This window comes from Nocardia wallacei (assembly GCF_029869545.1).
Classification (GTDB): Bacteria; Actinomycetota; Actinomycetes; order Mycobacteriales; family Mycobacteriaceae; genus Nocardia; species Nocardia wallacei_A.
In genome coordinates this window covers 13116-28260 of the sequence record NZ_JARWQD010000023.1, presented here as the reverse complement: position 1 = coordinate 28260, position 15145 = coordinate 13116, and the positions used below count along the sequence as shown (strand labels likewise).

16 protein-coding genes are annotated in these 15145 nt (G+C 66.7%); 2 read left to right on the top strand and 14 right to left on the bottom strand.

The annotated features are described in order from the left end of the window. Positions 1 to 94: 94 nt before the first annotated feature. Entirely contained in the window at positions 95 to 337 is a 243-nt protein-coding gene (locus tag QH290_RS01035; protein ID WP_019931522.1) for an MbtH family protein, read from the bottom strand. A 104-nt stretch (positions 338 to 441) separates the two neighbouring features. Beyond that, on the bottom strand, positions 442 to 1281 hold the full coding sequence (locus tag QH290_RS01030; protein WP_280381708.1) for an alpha/beta fold hydrolase: 840 nt from the start codon (positions 1279 to 1281) through the stop codon (positions 442 to 444). A 173-nt stretch (positions 1282 to 1454) separates the two neighbouring features. Between QH290_RS01030 and QH290_RS01025 the strand changes: the two genes are divergently transcribed. Both QH290_RS01025 and QH290_RS01020 read left to right on the top strand, forming a co-directional pair. Next, complete coding sequence (locus QH290_RS01025; RefSeq protein WP_280266459.1) at positions 1455 to 1622, top strand: hypothetical protein; 168 nt, start codon at positions 1455 to 1457, stop codon at positions 1620 to 1622. Between the two features lie 132 nt (positions 1623 to 1754). Then, on the top strand, positions 1755 to 3230 hold the full coding sequence (locus QH290_RS01020) for an alpha,alpha-trehalose-phosphate synthase (UDP-forming) (protein ID WP_280266466.1): 1476 nt from the start codon (positions 1755 to 1757) through the stop codon (positions 3228 to 3230). 45 nt (positions 3231 to 3275) lie between these two features. On the opposite strand, the gene QH290_RS01015 is transcribed toward QH290_RS01020, so the two are convergent. The 12 genes from QH290_RS01015 to QH290_RS00960 all read right to left on the bottom strand — a co-directional run bounded on the left by QH290_RS01015 (position 3276) and on the right by QH290_RS00960 (position 15032). Then, positions 3276 to 3764: a h domain protein gene (locus QH290_RS01015; protein ID WP_280266458.1), complete on the bottom strand. Its 489-nt coding sequence runs from the start codon at positions 3762 to 3764 to the stop codon at positions 3276 to 3278. Beyond that, positions 3761 to 4222, bottom strand: coding sequence for a hypothetical protein (locus tag QH290_RS01010; RefSeq protein WP_280381707.1), 462 nt, complete (start codon positions 4220 to 4222; stop codon positions 3761 to 3763). Before QH290_RS01010 ends, QH290_RS01015 begins: the two co-directional genes overlap by 4 nt. Positions 4223 to 4797: 575 nt before the next feature. Next, the gene (locus QH290_RS01005; protein WP_280266456.1) at positions 4798 to 6210 is read right to left on the bottom strand and encodes an MCE family protein; all 1413 of its coding nucleotides are present in this window, start codon (positions 6208 to 6210) and stop codon (positions 4798 to 4800) included. Further along, positions 6207 to 7442, bottom strand: coding sequence for an MCE family protein (locus QH290_RS01000; RefSeq protein ID WP_280381706.1), 1236 nt, complete (start codon positions 7440 to 7442; stop codon positions 6207 to 6209). Before QH290_RS01000 ends, QH290_RS01005 begins: the two co-directional genes overlap by 4 nt. Then, positions 7439 to 8692, bottom strand: a complete 1254-nt coding sequence (locus tag QH290_RS00995) for an MCE family protein (RefSeq protein ID WP_280381705.1) — start codon at positions 8690 to 8692, stop codon at positions 7439 to 7441. The genes QH290_RS01000 and QH290_RS00995 overlap by 4 nt, the downstream gene beginning before the upstream one ends. Continuing rightward, positions 8689 to 9744, bottom strand: a complete 1056-nt coding sequence (locus QH290_RS00990) for an MCE family protein (RefSeq protein WP_280266453.1) — start codon at positions 9742 to 9744, stop codon at positions 8689 to 8691. The genes QH290_RS00995 and QH290_RS00990 overlap by 4 nt, the downstream gene beginning before the upstream one ends. Continuing rightward, positions 9741 to 10772, bottom strand: a complete 1032-nt coding sequence (locus QH290_RS00985; protein WP_280266452.1) for an MCE family protein — start codon at positions 10770 to 10772, stop codon at positions 9741 to 9743. Before QH290_RS00985 ends, QH290_RS00990 begins: the two co-directional genes overlap by 4 nt. Beyond that, positions 10769 to 11986, bottom strand: a complete 1218-nt coding sequence (locus tag QH290_RS00980; protein ID WP_425301749.1) for an MCE family protein — start codon at positions 11984 to 11986, stop codon at positions 10769 to 10771. The genes QH290_RS00985 and QH290_RS00980 overlap by 4 nt, the downstream gene beginning before the upstream one ends. Positions 11987 to 11991: 5 nt before the next feature. Continuing rightward, positions 11992 to 12843 (bottom strand): MlaE family ABC transporter permease, encoded by an 852-nt coding sequence (locus QH290_RS00975; protein WP_280266451.1) that lies wholly within the window; start codon positions 12841 to 12843, stop codon positions 11992 to 11994. A 4-nt stretch (positions 12844 to 12847) separates the two neighbouring features. Then, positions 12848 to 13612 (bottom strand): MlaE family ABC transporter permease, encoded by a 765-nt coding sequence (locus QH290_RS00970; protein WP_068026568.1) that lies wholly within the window; start codon positions 13610 to 13612, stop codon positions 12848 to 12850. 282 nt (positions 13613 to 13894) lie between these two features. After that, positions 13895 to 14800, bottom strand: coding sequence for a 3-oxoacyl-ACP reductase (locus QH290_RS00965; protein ID WP_280381704.1), 906 nt, complete (start codon positions 14798 to 14800; stop codon positions 13895 to 13897). A 43-nt stretch (positions 14801 to 14843) separates the two neighbouring features. Then, on the bottom strand, positions 14844 to 15032 hold the full coding sequence (locus tag QH290_RS00960; RefSeq protein ID WP_068026575.1) for a ferredoxin: 189 nt from the start codon (positions 15030 to 15032) through the stop codon (positions 14844 to 14846). Positions 15033 to 15145: the final 113 nt, after the last annotated feature.

Genomic DNA, 15145 nt, shown 5'->3' with positions numbered 1-15145 from the left:
GTCGACGGACGCGACCGTAGCGGCTGCGTGACACCGAATGGGCATCACGCAGTCGCCGGTCCGGCCGTTACCGCGCAGTATCGGGTAGCGCGGGTCAGGACTGGGCGGCCTGGCGGGCCGCGTCGTCGGCGGCCATGGCGTCGCGCAGGCTCTTGGGCCGCATGTCGGTCCAGTTCTTCTCGACGTATTCGACGCAGGCAGCGCGGCTGTCCTCGCCGAACACCACTCGCCAGCCGGCCGGAACCTCCGCGAAGGCAGGCCACAGGGAGTGCTGCTCCTCGTCGTTCACCAGAACGAAGAAGCGGCCGTCCTCGTCGTCGAACGGGTTGGTGCTCATTTCACCTCACTGGATACGTGCGCTGTGTACGGGGAACACGGCGGGACCGGAAATCCCCCGTGCGTTGTGTCGACCCTAGCAAGGCCGACGTTACGGGTGGGCAGTTACCTCGAGCCCCCGAAGAAGTCGAGCAGAACCTTGTTGACCGCCTCGGGCCGCTCCAGGTAACCGTAGTGCCCGGCATCGGGGATCTCCTGGTAGCGCGCGCCGGGAATCACGTCGGCGACCTCGCGGGTGAGATACGCCGGAATCATCCGGTCGTCGGCGAACCCCATGGCCAGGCAGGGCACCTTGATGCCCCGGTAGGCATGCAGGCGGTCGAAGTCGTGGTCCATGCGCCGCTGCGCGCGGATGCCGGGCGTGACCGGCCCGCCGGTGAATTCGAACAGATCCAGCCAATCGCGCGCGGCGTTCGGATCGGCCAGGGTGGCGGGCGAGAGGTTCATCACCGCGGTGGTCGCGGCCTCGTACTTCGGCGGCAGCTGCACACCGCTGGCGTCCAGCTCGTGCTCGCCCAGCGACAGCGTCTTCTGGAACTGGTCGAGCCGCCCGTGCCCGGCCATGAATACCGCCTTGCGCACCAGGTCGGGGCGGGCCAGCGACAGCTCCTGCGCCACCCGCGCGCCCATCGAGGTGCCGGCCAGCAGCACCGGGCCCTCGTCGAGGAATTCGATCAGCGCCGCGGTGTCGCGCACCAGGTCGTCGATGTGCATGCCCTGCGCGGCCTCGTAGGACGGGGCGATGCCGCGATTGTCGAAGGTGCAGACCCGATATCCGGCGGCCAGCAGCGCGGGGACCTGATGCAGCTCCCACACCCGGCCCGGGCTGCCCGTGCCCATGATCAGCACGACCAGCGGCGCGGCGCCCTTGGTGTCGGTGCCCTTGGCCTTGTCCCCCTTCACCTGGTAGTTCAGTGAGATTCCGTTCACCGTGGCCAACGGCATAGTGCTGAGACCCTTCTTTCCATGACGTTTGCTTTCTCCCCACGGTATAGGTAACGGGGAGGACAACGTTTCGGTGTCGCGGATCGGGGCCCGAGCGAACTGCGCCGATTCCCCCGACCGATACCATTGACTCCTCACAACGAGTTACGACCCCGAGCCGAGAGGATACGAAGATGGCCGCGAAGGGCGCCAACGACATCGCGGACGACGATCTGGAGCCGCTCGCCGACGAAACCGCACGACAGGCCCAGCGCGTGGTGGCCGCCTACGCCTCCGACGCGGACGAATGCCGCATGCTGCTGTCGATGCTCGGGATCGGGCCCAGCGCTCGGACCGAGTAGCCACCGATCTTCCAGACACAACTTCACGGGCTCGAGCAACCGGAGGATCCAGCAGTGGACCAGAAGAGCGATTCCCAGACCGATCTATCGAAGCGCGCTCTACCGGATGCCGACTCCACCCCATCGAGCTACCTGAGTGGCGACGCCGGCTCCGGCTTCGTTGTCGTCGCCAATCGGCTACCGGTGGATCTGGAGCGCTTGCCCGACGGCTCCACGCGCTGGAAACGCAGCCCCGGCGGGCTGGTGACGGCACTGGAGCCGGTGCTTCGCAACAACAACGGCGCCTGGGTGGGCTGGGCGGGAGTCCCCGACGTCGATGTCGATCCGATCATCGAGGACGGCCTGGAGCTGCATCCGGTGCCGCTGACGGCCACCGAGGTCGCCGACTACTACGAGGGCTTCTCCAACGGCACGCTGTGGCCGCTCTACCACGACGTGATCGTGCGTCCGGAATATCAGCGCCGCTGGTGGAGCGCCTACGTCGATGTCAATCGGCGCTTCGCCGAGTACACCGCGAAGGTGGCCGCCGAGGGCGCCACCGTCTGGGTGCAGGACTATCAGCTGCAGCTGGTGCCGAAGATGCTGCGCATGCTGCGGCCCGACCTGACCATCGGCTTCTTCCTGCACATCCCGTTCCCGCCGGTCGAGCTGTTCATGCAGCTGCCGTGGCGCACGGAGATCGTGGAGGGCCTGCTGGGCGCCGACCTGATCGGCTTCCATCTGCCCGGCGGCGCGCAGAACTTCCTGTATCTGGCGAGAAGGCTTGCCGGACAGCCGACTTCGCGCGGCACCATCGGCGTGCGCTCGAAAATGGGTGTGGTGCAGGTGGGTTTCCGCACCGTGCGGGTGGGTGCCTTCCCCATCTCGATCGCCTCGGCCGAACTCGACGAGCATTCGCGACGCAAGTCGGTGCGCGAGCGGGCCGCGCAGATCCGCAGCGAGCTCGGCAACCCCAAGCACATCCTGCTCGGCGTGGACCGGCTCGACTACACCAAGGGCATCGACATCCGCCTGGAGGCGCTGGAGGAGCTGCTGCAGGAGCGGCGCATCGATCCGTCCGATACGGCGATGGTCCAGCTGGCGACGCCCAGTCGCGAACGGGTGGAGAGCTACATCCAGATGCGCGGCGATATAGAGCGCCAGGTCGGTCGCATCAACGGCGAATTCTCCCGGGTCGGCTTCCCGGTCGTGCACTACATCCACCGGCCGATCCCGCGCGAGGAGCTGATCGCGTTCTTCGTCGCCGCCGACGCCATGCTGGTGACGCCGCTGCGCGACGGCATGAACCTGGTGGCCAAGGAGTACGTGGCCTGCCACAGCGGCCTCAACGGCGCCCTGGTACTCAGCGAATTCACCGGCGCCGCAGCGGAATTGCGCCAGTCCTACCTGTGCAATCCGCACGATCTCGACAGCGTCAAGGACGCCATCATGGCCGCCCTCGACGACGATTCCGACACCCGGCGCCGCCGCATGCGCGCCCTGCGCCGACAGGTGCTCACCCACGACGTGGACCGCTGGGCCCGCGCATTCCTGGAGGCCCTGGCCCAGGACCAGGTGGCAGGCAGCGCCCTACTCAGCGACGACGACGTAGACCCCGGCCGCGGGTAGGCCCGATCCGGCGTCGCCCCCAATACCCGATCTGGAGCGAAGCGATCAGATCGGGTTTACCTGCCCCACCAGCCAGTGGCCGTCCTCCTTGTCCAGCGAGACGCGGACGCGGCTGGGCGTGACATTGCCCTGCGGCGCATCCTTACTCGTGGTGACCTGGTTCAGGTAGATCAGCACGACCGCGTGCGAGCGGTCGGCGGAGACCACACCGGCGGCCTGGGTGTTGGCCTGGACGCTGAGCTCCTTCTCCTTGGCGCCCTTGGCGATCACGTCGTTGACCAGCTTCAGGTAATCCTTGCGGAAGGTCGGCGTGAGGCTGTCGCCCACCTTGGGCAGTTCGGTGTCGACGGTGTGGAAGTCGTAGGTGAACATGGCCTGCACGGTGCGGCGCGCCGCGGCGACGGAATCGGCGCGGGCGTTCTCGACCTGGTTGTCGGACCAGACCGTGAAACCGGTCAGCCCGCCGACGACGGCGGCGGCGACCAAAAGCACTGCCGCACAAGCGATCAGGATGGTGCGCAGGGTGTTTTTCATGCCACGAACTCCACTTGCGAGGCGGTGAGGTTGCCGTCGTCGCCGCGGGTGACGGTGACCCGGAAGCGGTAGTACCGCTGCTGCGGGTCCGGGGAGGCGGCGTTGGTCAGCGTCTGTTTGGCGGCGACCAGCACCCGCGCGGAGTGGTCGTCGTCGCTTTCGACCGCGGTCTCGATGATCTCCCCGCTGGCCTTCACCTGGGCCTGCTGCACGACCTGCGCGTACGCGTCCTTGCGCTCGGAGTATTCGGCCTTCAGCTGGCCCGAGGCCACCGCCAGGACCCGGTCGATGTCCTGCGGCGCGGTATCGCCCTTGATGTTGGTGAGGTTGAGCACCGCCTGCTTGGCGGTCTGGGCGTAGTCGGCGCGCCGCGTGTCCTGAGCCTCCACCTGGTTCTGGTGATACAGGAAGAATTGACCGGCCCCGACCAACACCGACACCGACAGCACGGCAACCACGACCGCAGCCCACCCGAGCCAGCCCAGTTTCCCCCGCGTCTTCGACGCGGGGGAATCGGAATCGACTTGCCCACCAGCCGCGGATCCATCGGAATCGACTTGCCCACCAGCCACGGATCCATCGGAATCAGCTCGCCCACCAGCCGCCGGTCCATCGGAATCAGCTCGCCCACCAACCGCGGATCCATCGGAATCAGCTTGCCCACCGGCCGCCGGACCGCCGGAATCCGCTGACGCACCGGCCGCCGGACCATCGGAATCCGCGGGCGCACCGGACGCAGGGGCATCGGGGTCCGCTTGCGCAGCAGTCGCTTTGGAAGGTTCGGCCACGCTGCCTGCTTGCGCATCGCTGTCCGAATTTCCGGCATGCTTTTGGCCGGAACCCGGGTCCCGGCCAAGAGCGTGCCGGGAAGGCGGGGGTGCGGAGCCGGAGCCATCCGTCGATGTCTTCGTCGTCGCCCCAGTGGAGACAGCAGCCGTCACTGTCGGCGCCTCCGAGGTGGCTTCCTTTACCGGGGGGCCCGCCGACCGCACCACGCGTCGGCGGGTCCGACCGGCGGTTCCGTTGTTTTCGCTCATTTCTGCTGCTCCTCGAGCATCGACTGCCAGCTCGACGGTACCGTTCCGGATCCGTCACCACCCACGTCGCCCTGTCGGTAGGTGCGCCCGTCGGGTCCGAGGAAGGTGCCACTACCGGGGTCCAGCGGCCTGGTCACCGATGCCGGATGAGTCTCGGTGGCCGGTGGGGCCGGGGGCTCGCCCGAGCCGGCGAAGGAGTTCGGGTCGCCGAAGGGCGGGTTGTTCCCCTGCGGCACGTAGCCGCGCGGATCGCGGCACAGCTCCGGCGTCGGGGCCCGCTTGCCCGGCACCTCGGCGCACGGGTAGTTGCGGATGCCTCGCACCGCTTCCTTCGCGTCCTGTGGGACCTTGCAGTACAGGTCCGGGGTGTCCGGAATGGAGAAGTCGTTGGTGGACCGCCGCTGATCCGGCGGCAGGAAGCCGGTGATGCAGCCGGGCGGATCGTTGAGCCCGAGCATGAAGTCCACCATGGCCCCGTACTTGGTGGGCCCGGTCTTCGCGGCGGTGAACAGCGCCGAGATCATCGGCGGCAGCACGACCAGGATCTGTTCCAGCCCTGCGTGATACGTGACCCCGACCTGCCCGACGCTGACCAGATTCGACAGCAGCAGGGGCAGTGTGGGTTTCAGGTCCTGGAAGGTCGAACTCACCTTCTGAGCCGCCGCGGGCGTCTTCTCGATCAGCCCGCGCAGCGCCGGATCGTGTTCGCGCAGTTGATCGGTCACGGTGGCCAGGTCCCTGGTCCACGACCGGATGGCGGCATCGGATTCGTTCTGGGTGTCCAGCAGCGGGCCGAGCTCGGCCAGCAGGTCCTTGGTCGCACCGGTATTCGCCTTCGCCTCCTGCACCAGCAGCGACGCGGAGTCGATGAACTTCTGCAGATCCGGTCCGGCGCCGTTGAACGCCGTGAACGCGTCGTCGATGACCTCGCGCAGCTTGGTGTCGGAGATGCTGTTCAGCAGCCGGTCGGCCTGATCGAGCATGGCGCCGACATCCTGCGGAAGCTTGGTGCGCTGCACCGGAATCACCGATCCGTCGGACAGATTGCCGCCGTGCGGACTCTGGGCGGGCACCAGATCGACGTACTGTTCCCCGATCGCGGACACGCTGCGCACCCAGGCGTCCACATCGGAGGGCACCTTGTAGTCGCTGTTGATCGACATCTTCGCGTCGACACCGTCCGCGGTGAGCCGAACCTCTTCCACCTTGCCGATATTCGTCCCCCGATAGGAGACGTTGGCGGTGGGATACAGCCCGCCGGTGGCCGCGAGTTTCACGGTCACCTCGTAGCGCCCGATGCCGAACATCGCGGGCAGGTGGACGTAGCTGGCGGACATCACCACCAGGCCGATCACCGTCAGCACCGAGAAGATGATCAGCTGTGTCCGGACGAACTTGGTGAGCTTCACTGCCCCGGACCTCCTTGCGGCGCACCGGGAACCGTCAGCCCGGGAATGGCGGGCAGGCCCGGAATCGGCGGCAGCCCGGGAATGGTCGGCTGGGCCGGTGGCGGCTGCAGCGGCCCCTGCACGGGATCGCCCTTCTCCCCGGCCGTCCCGGCGATGGTGCCGAGCGCGCCCTCCACGCCGTACATCGCCTGCACGCCACCGAATCTGCCGCCGAGCGGGGTGCCGGTGAGGAAGTTCGAATCGAGCCGCTTGCTGGTGATGTCGTAGGTGACGAACAGATTCATGTAGTCGCCCTTGACCGCCTTGTTGATGCCCTTGATCGGGAACGGGAAGGTCAGCAGCATCTGCAGCGAATCCGCGAGCCGGTCTCCGGTGGAGGCCAGCGACTCGAGGGTGGGCCAGAGGTCGGCCAGCTCGGCCTTCAGGTTCTCGCCGCCCTGATCGATCACCCGCTGCACCACCGCGCTCAAATCACCCAGTGCGGTAAGGGTTTTGGTGATGTTCTCGCGGCGGTCGGCGAGCACGGTCAGCGCGGGATGGATCTTCTCGATGGCCCCGGCCAGCTGGTCCTTCTGCTGGGAGAGCTGACCGGCGAACCGGTCGAGTCCCTCCATGGCGCCGATGATGTCGCCGGTCTGCCGGTCCAGCGTCGTCGTCAGCTGATCCAGCTGCGGCAGCAGGTCGCGGATCGCGTCCTGCCGTCCGGTGAAGGTCGCGTTGAGTTCGTGCGTGATGGTCTCGAGCTGCGAGATTCCGCCGCCGTTGAGCACGACCGACAGCGACGACAGGGTCTGTTCGGTGGTCGGGTAGGCACCCGCGCGATCGAGCGGAATGACATCGCCGGGCCGCAATTCCCCCTGCGCCGCAACGCCTTCGGGAGCCGCCAGCTCGACATGATTACTGCCGAGCAGGCTGGTCTGCCCGATGCGCGCGATCGCGTTGGCGGGCAGCTTGACGCCCTTGTCGAGGCTGACCGTGACCAGCGCGTGCCAGTTCTCCACCTCGATCCCGGTGACGGTCCCGACGGTCACGTCGTCGACCTTGACCGGCGAATTACGGGCCAGCGTGGTGACATTCGGCATCTGGATGCGCACCTGCCAGGAGCCCTCGCCGGTCCCGGCCGCGCCGGGCATGGGCAGCGTGTTCAGGCCGTCCCACTGACAGCCCGTCAGCCCCAGCGTCAGCGCGAGGCCGATCGCCATCCCGGCCGCTCGTATCCTGTTGCGCCTCATCGCCCGCCTCCCGGAACTGCCAGCCCCGCAATGCCACTCGGTACCGCGACCGGCGGTGCGGTGGGCACCCGCTCCGCGAGATCCGGCGTGCTGTATTCGAGCTGCTGCGGGAACGCGGTCTGCAGCGAGGCCGGATTCGCAATCAGCGGTGGGTAATTCATCACCAGGGAGTTCAGCACCGGCGCCAGATACTGTCGGCACAGTTCCCCGGACTTGTCGGAGTCGTTGGCCCCGATGCCCTCGATCGCACCGCACAGGAAGGCGACCGGGTTGGAGAAGTTGGTGCCGGTCACGTTGCCGGTCAGCGACCCCTGGGCGGGTTTGTAGATCTGGTAGAAGTTCACCAGCCCGGTCGGGCCCGAATGCAGCACGCGCTCGAGTTCGGGACGCTTGTCGGCCAGCAGCTGCGTGACGTCCTGCAGGCGCTGCACCCCCTCGGTGAGCGCGCCCCCGCGCTCGTCGAGGAACCGCTTGACGTCGGCTATCGCGGTATCCAGATTGTCCAGTCCCGCACCGAGATCCGACGAGACGCCCGACAACACCGACGAGACGGAGGCCAGCCGTCCCCCGAACTGCACGATCTGGTCGTTGCTCCGCGACAGCACGTCGACGAACTGCTGCAGGTTGCGAATCGTGCCGAACAGGTCGGTGCGCCCGTCGGAGAGGGTGTTCAGGGTGCTGGACAGATCCCGCAGCGTATCGCGCAGCGCCTGGGCGTTGCCGTTGCCGAGATTGTCGGCCGCGGTGCCGATCGCGCGCCCGAACGATCCCTGCTCGTCCTCTCCCACGGGCCCCAGGGCCTCCGACAGCTTGGTCAGTTCGGTCTTGATGTCGTCCCATTCCACCGGCACGGCGGTGTGCTCGATCGGGATCTCGCCGTTGTCGCGCATCTTGGCCCCACCGTTGTAGACGGGAGCCAGCTGCACGAACCGCGCCGACACCAGCGAGGGCGAGACCGAGACCGCCTTCGCGTCGGCGGGAATGTCGACGCCGCGATCGACAGTCATGGTCACCTTGACCCGGTCCCGGCCGGGCTCGATCGAGTTGATCTTGCCGACCTTCACCCCGAGCACCCGCACGTCGTCACCGGCGTAGAGCCCGTTGGTGGAGGGGAAGTACGCGGTGATGTGGGTCTTGCCGATATTGGTGACGGCGCCGTAGACGATCCACCCGGCGAGGGCGACGACCAGCGCCGCGGCGACGTACCGCATCCAGCGCGGCACCGTGGCGATCTTGCGCAGTGGAGTCATTTCGGCGGCTCCTGTTGGGCGGGGTTGGTCGTCAGCGGAGCGTTCAGGTACTCCTGGAACGACTGCGGCAGGCGCTCCGGCCACACCAGGGCGTCGACCAGCGGCCGCATCGTCGGGCTGGTGAGGTTGGACAGATAGGACTGGAAGTACGGCCCGCTGCCGACCTGCTCGCCGAGCGCCGCCGCGTACGGGCCGAGATCGGTGAGCGCCTGGCCCAGCTTGTCCTTGTTGCGTTGCAGCAGGCCGAGCACCGAATTCAGTTTCTCCAGTGCGGGTTTGAGCTGTGCCTCGTTGTCGTCGACGAATCCGGTCAGCTGCTGCGCCAGCCCGTTCACGTACACGATCAGCTGGCTCAGCGCGGCGCGCCGGGCGTCCAGCTCACCGAGCAGGTCGTTGCCGTTCAGCAGCAGCGCGTTGATCTGGTCGGAGCGGTCGGCCAGCACCTTGGTGACGTTCTGGGCGTGCCCGAGCAGCTTGGTGAGCGCCTCGTCGCGGGCGTTCAGGCTGCGCGAGAGCGCGGTGACGCCGTCGAGGGCCGACCGCAGCGGCGCCGGGGTGTCGGCGAAGGTCTCCGACAGGGTGTCCAGGGTCTTGTTGACCTGGTCGAGGTCCAGCCCGTGCACCGTCGACGCGAGATCGCCGAGCGCGTCGTTGAGCGAGTACGGAGACCTGGTGCGCTCCAAGGGAATCGGGTCGTCGCGGCGGATGGCACCACTGCCCTGCGGATCGACCTCGAGCGATTTGCGGCCCAGCACGGTATTGGTCTTGATCGCCGCGGTCGTCTTGTCGCCCAGCACGATCGACTCGTCGAGGCTGAAGCGCACCTTCACCTTGGTGCCGTCGAGATGGACGTCCTCGACCTGTCCGGTGCGCACCCCGGCCACCTGGACCTGGTCGCCGGGCACCAGCCCACCGGCATCGGCGAAGTAGGCACTGAATTCGGCGCCGCCGCGGATGAAGGGCAGGCGGTCGAATTGCAACGCGGACAACGAGATCGTGGCCGCCAGGACGACGCCGACGATGCCCGCGTTCAGTAACCGGTTTCCGTTCACTCGGGGGCACACCTTCCGGTCGACTGATTACCCGGCAGGTGCACTTCCATCGGCTTACCGTCGGGACCGTCGGCGAGCATGGTCACGCCGCAGACGTACATGTTCAGGAACGATCCGTAGGACCCGATCCGGACCAGCTTGCGATAGGTCTCCGGCAGCTGGTCGAAGATCCATTGCAGGTCACCGGATTTGGCGTCGAGATTCTGCGACAGCTGCCCCAGCTGGCCGAAGGTCTGCTTCAGATCGGGACGCGCCTGCTGCAGCAGATCGGTCAGGTCGCCGGTCGCACCGGCCAGGTGCGGCAGGGCCTCGCCGATCGGATCCTTGTCCGCCGCCAGCCCGCTCACCAGCCGCTCCAGTTCGGTCAGGGTCGTATCGAATTCCTTGCCGCGGTCGTCGATGGTGGCCAGCACCGTCTTCAGGTTCTCGATCACGCCGCCGATCAGCGCGTCCCGGTCCGCGAGCGTCTTGGTGAACGAGCCGGAGCTGTTCAGCAGCGATACCAGCGCGCCGCCCTGGCCCTGGAACACCTGCAGCAGCGCACTGGTCAGGTCGTTCACCTGGGCGGGGTCGAGCCCCCGCAGCAGCGGCTTGAACCCGCCGAGCAGCAGGTCCAGATCGAGGGCCGGTTTGGTCTTGTCGGTGCCGATGGTGGCGTTCTTCGACAATGCCTGGGCGTTACCCGGGCCCTCCAGCAGCTCCATGTACCGATCCCCGACGAGATTCTCGTACCGGATCGTGGCCTGTGTGCTCGCGTAGAGCTTGTATTTGGTGTCGACATCGAAATCGACGTGCGCGAGATGGTCCTTGCCGACGTACACCCGCTTCACCGATCCGACCGGGACACCCGCGATACGCACCTTCGAACCGGGCAGCATGCCCGACGAATTTGTGAATATCGCGTGGTAGCCGGTCTCGCGGGAGAATCGCATCTGGCTGAAGACCACGCCGAGCAGGGCGAGTACGAGCACCATGACCAGCGTGAAGATGGTCAGCTTCACGGTGGCGGCATGCGGTTTGTACCTCACGGGTTGGGCACCCCCGGCATTCCGGCGAACATCAGCTGAAAGACCCTCGGACCGTTGAGATGCGACTGCAGTTCAGGGGTGTACACGGTGCCCTCGGAGGTATCGGTGACCAGGAAGTCCGAATGGCTGCCCGGCTTGCGGTCCATGATGTTCTCGCAGTGCGGGCCGCCGGTGGCATTCACCTTCGGCAGATCCTTCGGGTATTTGTACGGCTCGCCGCCGGGCATGAAGCCCGCATTCAGCAGCACTCCGGCACCGGTCCCGCCGAAAATGTGGTTCGCGAGATCGAGGTTGGTGCCGATGCCCTCGATGACACAATTCAGCCCGGACCGGTACTCGTAGAGCAGATCGGTGGTGGGCCGCAACAGATCCAGCGCCGTGATCAGCGACTGCTCGTTGTCGCGCAGAATGGGCGTCGTCGTATCGGCCAGGCCGATGAGATTCACCAGCATCGCGTCGAAATTGTGCTCCTCGTCGACGAGGGTGGCACCGGTCGTCTGCACATTGTCGGTGGTGCGCAACAGATCCGGCACGGTATCCGCGTACAGATTCGTCACGCCCACCGAGGACCGCAGATCGCGTTGCAGGTCCGGGAGGCTGGGATTGATGTCCTTCAGGAACTGATCGCTGTCGGCCAGCAGCTGCCCGAGTTTGTCGCCGCGGCCCTCGAGCGCCGTTCCCAGCGCGGTCAGCGTCGCGTTCAGCTTCTCCGGCTGCACCTTGGCCAGCACATCGGTCAAATGCTGGAACAGCGTATTGAACTCGACCGTGACGGCCTGCGCGGCCAGGGTCGCGCCCGGGCGCAGATGGTCCTTCGACGGCTGCGGCGGCACCTCGAAATTCACATACTTCGCGCCGAATACGGTGGTGGAGCGGATATCGGCGACGACATTGGCCGGTACCAGCCGCAGCTGCTCCGGATCCACCGCCAGCTGCAGGCGGGCACTGTTGCCCGTATACGAAATCGACGAGACCCGGCCGATTTCCACACCGCGGATCTTGACCTTCGCGTCCGGATCCAGTACCAATCCCGCGCGCGGCGCCTCGACGTAGATCGCCCGGGTATCGGTGAATCCACCGGCGAACATCGTCAATGCGACGGCGACGATCGCCGCCATGCTCAGCACCATTGCCAGCCCGGCCAGTTTGACGCCCCACCCGGCGCCGAATATCTTTCCGGCGCCGTCCTTTTCGACCAGTTTGTTTGCCGCCATACCGCCTACCCGGAGAGATGGAAATTGCCGGTGGTGCCGTAGATCGCCAGCGACACCAGCAGGGTCACCGTCACGACCGCGACCAGCGAGGCGCGCACCGCACTTCCGACCGCGATTCCGACACCGACCGGGCCGCCCGTGGCGTGGTAGCCGTAATAGGTGTGAATCAGCATGACCGCCATGGCCATGACGATCGCCTGGACGAAAGACCACAGGATGTCGCTGGGTATCAGGAATGTGGAGAAGTAGTGGTCGTACACACCGGCCGACTGCCCGTAGATCACGACCGTCGCGAACCGGCTGGCAATGAACGAGGCGATCACGGCCAGCGCGTACAGCGGCACGATCGCGATCATGCCCGCCAGCACCCGGGTGCCGATCAGGAACGGCACCGGCCGGATGGCCATCGACTCCAGGGCGTCGATCTCCTCGGCGACGCGCATCGCGCCCAGTTGCGCGGTGGCGCCGGCGCCGATGGTGGCGGCCAGGCCGATGCCCGAGATCACCGGCGCCGCGATGCGCACGTTGATGAAGGCCGCGAAGAATCCGGTCAGCGCCTCGACGCCGATATTGCCCAGCGAGCTGTAGCCCTGCACCGCGATGGTGCCGCCGGTGAACAGGGTCATGAATCCGACGATCACGACCGTGCCGCCGATCACCGCCAGCGCGCCGGTACCCATGCTGATCTCCGCGATGAGCCGGATCGTCTCGGTGCGGTAGTGCGTCAGCGCCCGCGGCACGGAGGCCAGCGACTGCGCGTAGAACACCGCATGTCTTCCGACGCTATCCAGCGAGTCGGACATCCTGCGCACTCGTCGCACAGTACGCGGGAAGCGGGATTCGATCACAAAGGCCATACCGTCACCGCACCGAGAATTTGACGCCGACGGCGGTGACCACAACGTTCACCACGAACAGAGCCATGAAGGAGAACACCACCGTCTGATTGACCGCATCGCCGACGCTCTTGGGCCCGCCGCGGACATTCAGCCCGAGATAGCACGCCATCAAACCCGCGATCAGGCCGAACAGTGTCGCCTTCACCTCGGAGATGACCAATTCGGGCAAATGCGTCAGCAGCGTGATCCCGTTGACGAACGCCCCGGGATTCACGCCCTGCAGAAACACCGAGAACACGAATCCGCCGAGGATGCCGATCGTGCACACCAGGCCGTTGAGCAGCGCCGCCACGAACATCGAGGCGAGCACGCGCGGCACCACCAGCCGGTGAATGGGGTCGATGCCCAGCACCCGCATGGCGTCGATCTCCTCGCGAATGGTGCGGGCGCCCAGGTCCGCGCAGATCGCGGTGGCACCGGCACCGGCCACGATCAACACCGTGACGATCGGCCCGACCTGGGTGACCGAGCCGAACGCCGCGGCCGCACCGGACAGGTCGGCGGCACCGATCTCCCGCAGCAGGATGTTGAGCGTGAAGCACACCAGCACGGTGAACGGAATGGCGACCAGCAGGGTCGGGGCGATGGAGACCCGGGCCACGAACCAGGACTGGTCGATGAACTCGCGCCGCTGAAAGGGGGGCCGTACCAGGGCTCGCGCCACACCGGCGGTGAGTTCGAAGAACCCGCCGACCGCTTGCATCGGCACGGCAAGAACCTGGTTCATTCCGCGATTCCTCCTAGCCATGCCTTGCACATACCGCCCGCGACGACGATCCATGACGGATCCACCGTCCCGAAGATTAGAACACGTTCATTCACACTCGGGGGCAGGATTTGTAGTTTTTGAACTGCCCTTTTCAACTCGATCCGAGGTCTGGAGCTAGAACATGTTCATACAGCGTACAGAGCGCCCTTGTGAGGAGCCACACACTATCGAGGTCCATGTCTACCAACTGCCGGACAACTGATCAACCGTCCGATGGCAGCTGCCACCAGTTGATCTCGCTCAGCCCAGATCGTGCAGCGCTGCCGCGGAAAACGTACGCCCCGAAGGCCGTTCGGAGAAGTAGTTTCCGAGAGTGTCGGCGAGCCCGGCCGACGTCCATTCCGCGCCGGCGGCGTCGAACCGCCGCTCGACCTCCGGAGCGGCCATCAGCGCCACCATCGGACCGTAGACCACGAAGACCTGTCCGCTGATCGCCTCGGCGGCCGGCGCGGCCAGGTAGGCGACCAGGCGCGCCACGTGATCGGGCGACAGCGGGTCCACCTCGCCCTCGGGCGCCTCCGAGAACACCTTCTCGGTCATCGCGGTGCGCGCCCGCGGGCAGATCGCGTTGGCCCGCACGCCGTAGCGTGCCAGACCGCGCGAGGCCGACAGCGTGAGCGCGGTGATGCCCGCCTTGGCCGCCGCGTAGTTGGCCTGGCCCTCGGGTCCGAGCAGTCCCGCCTCGGAGGACGTGTTGATCAGGCGCCCGTACACCGGCGCACCCGACTCCTTGGACTTGCCGCGCCAGTAGGCGCCCGCATTGCGCGTCAACAGGAAGTGCCCGCGCAGGTGCACCGCCAGCACCGCGTCCCAGTCCTCGTCGGACAGATTGAACAGCATGCGATCGCGGGTGATCCCGGCGTTGTTCACCACGATATCGACCCCGCCGAACGCCTCGTCCGCCGTGCGGATCAACGCGTCCGCGGTGGCACGGTCGGCGACGCTCCCGGCCACGAACTCCGCCTTGGCGCCGAGTGCGCGGATATCGGCGAGCGTCGCGGCAACCGCCTCGTTCTCGGCCAGATCGTTGACCACCACCGCGGCACCGGCACCGGCCAGGGCGAGCGCCTCGGCACGTCCCAGCCCAGCTCCGGCTCCGGTCACAATCGCCACTCGACCGGAGAGACTCAGTTCACTTTCAGCCACGGGCCGACTCTAGAACGTGTTCCAGTCAACGGCAAGCATCCGTTCACTGAAGTTTCAGCGCCGCCTTCGGGCACTGCGAGACCGCGGTCTCGACATCGGCCAGCCGATCCGGGGCCACCTCGGCCTCCACAATGTGCAGTACGTCCTCGTCGTCGAGTTCGAACACGTCGGGCGCGATTCCGACGCAGATTCCGTTCGCCTCGCACTGGTCGAGATCCACACTGACCTTCATTGCCATCTCCTTCGCCGCAGATACCGCCGAGCCTATAGGTCATCCCCGGCCGCCGCGGCTGAAGCGGCCGGATCTAGGCTCCATACTGGAACATGTTTCAGTCAATGTGCAAT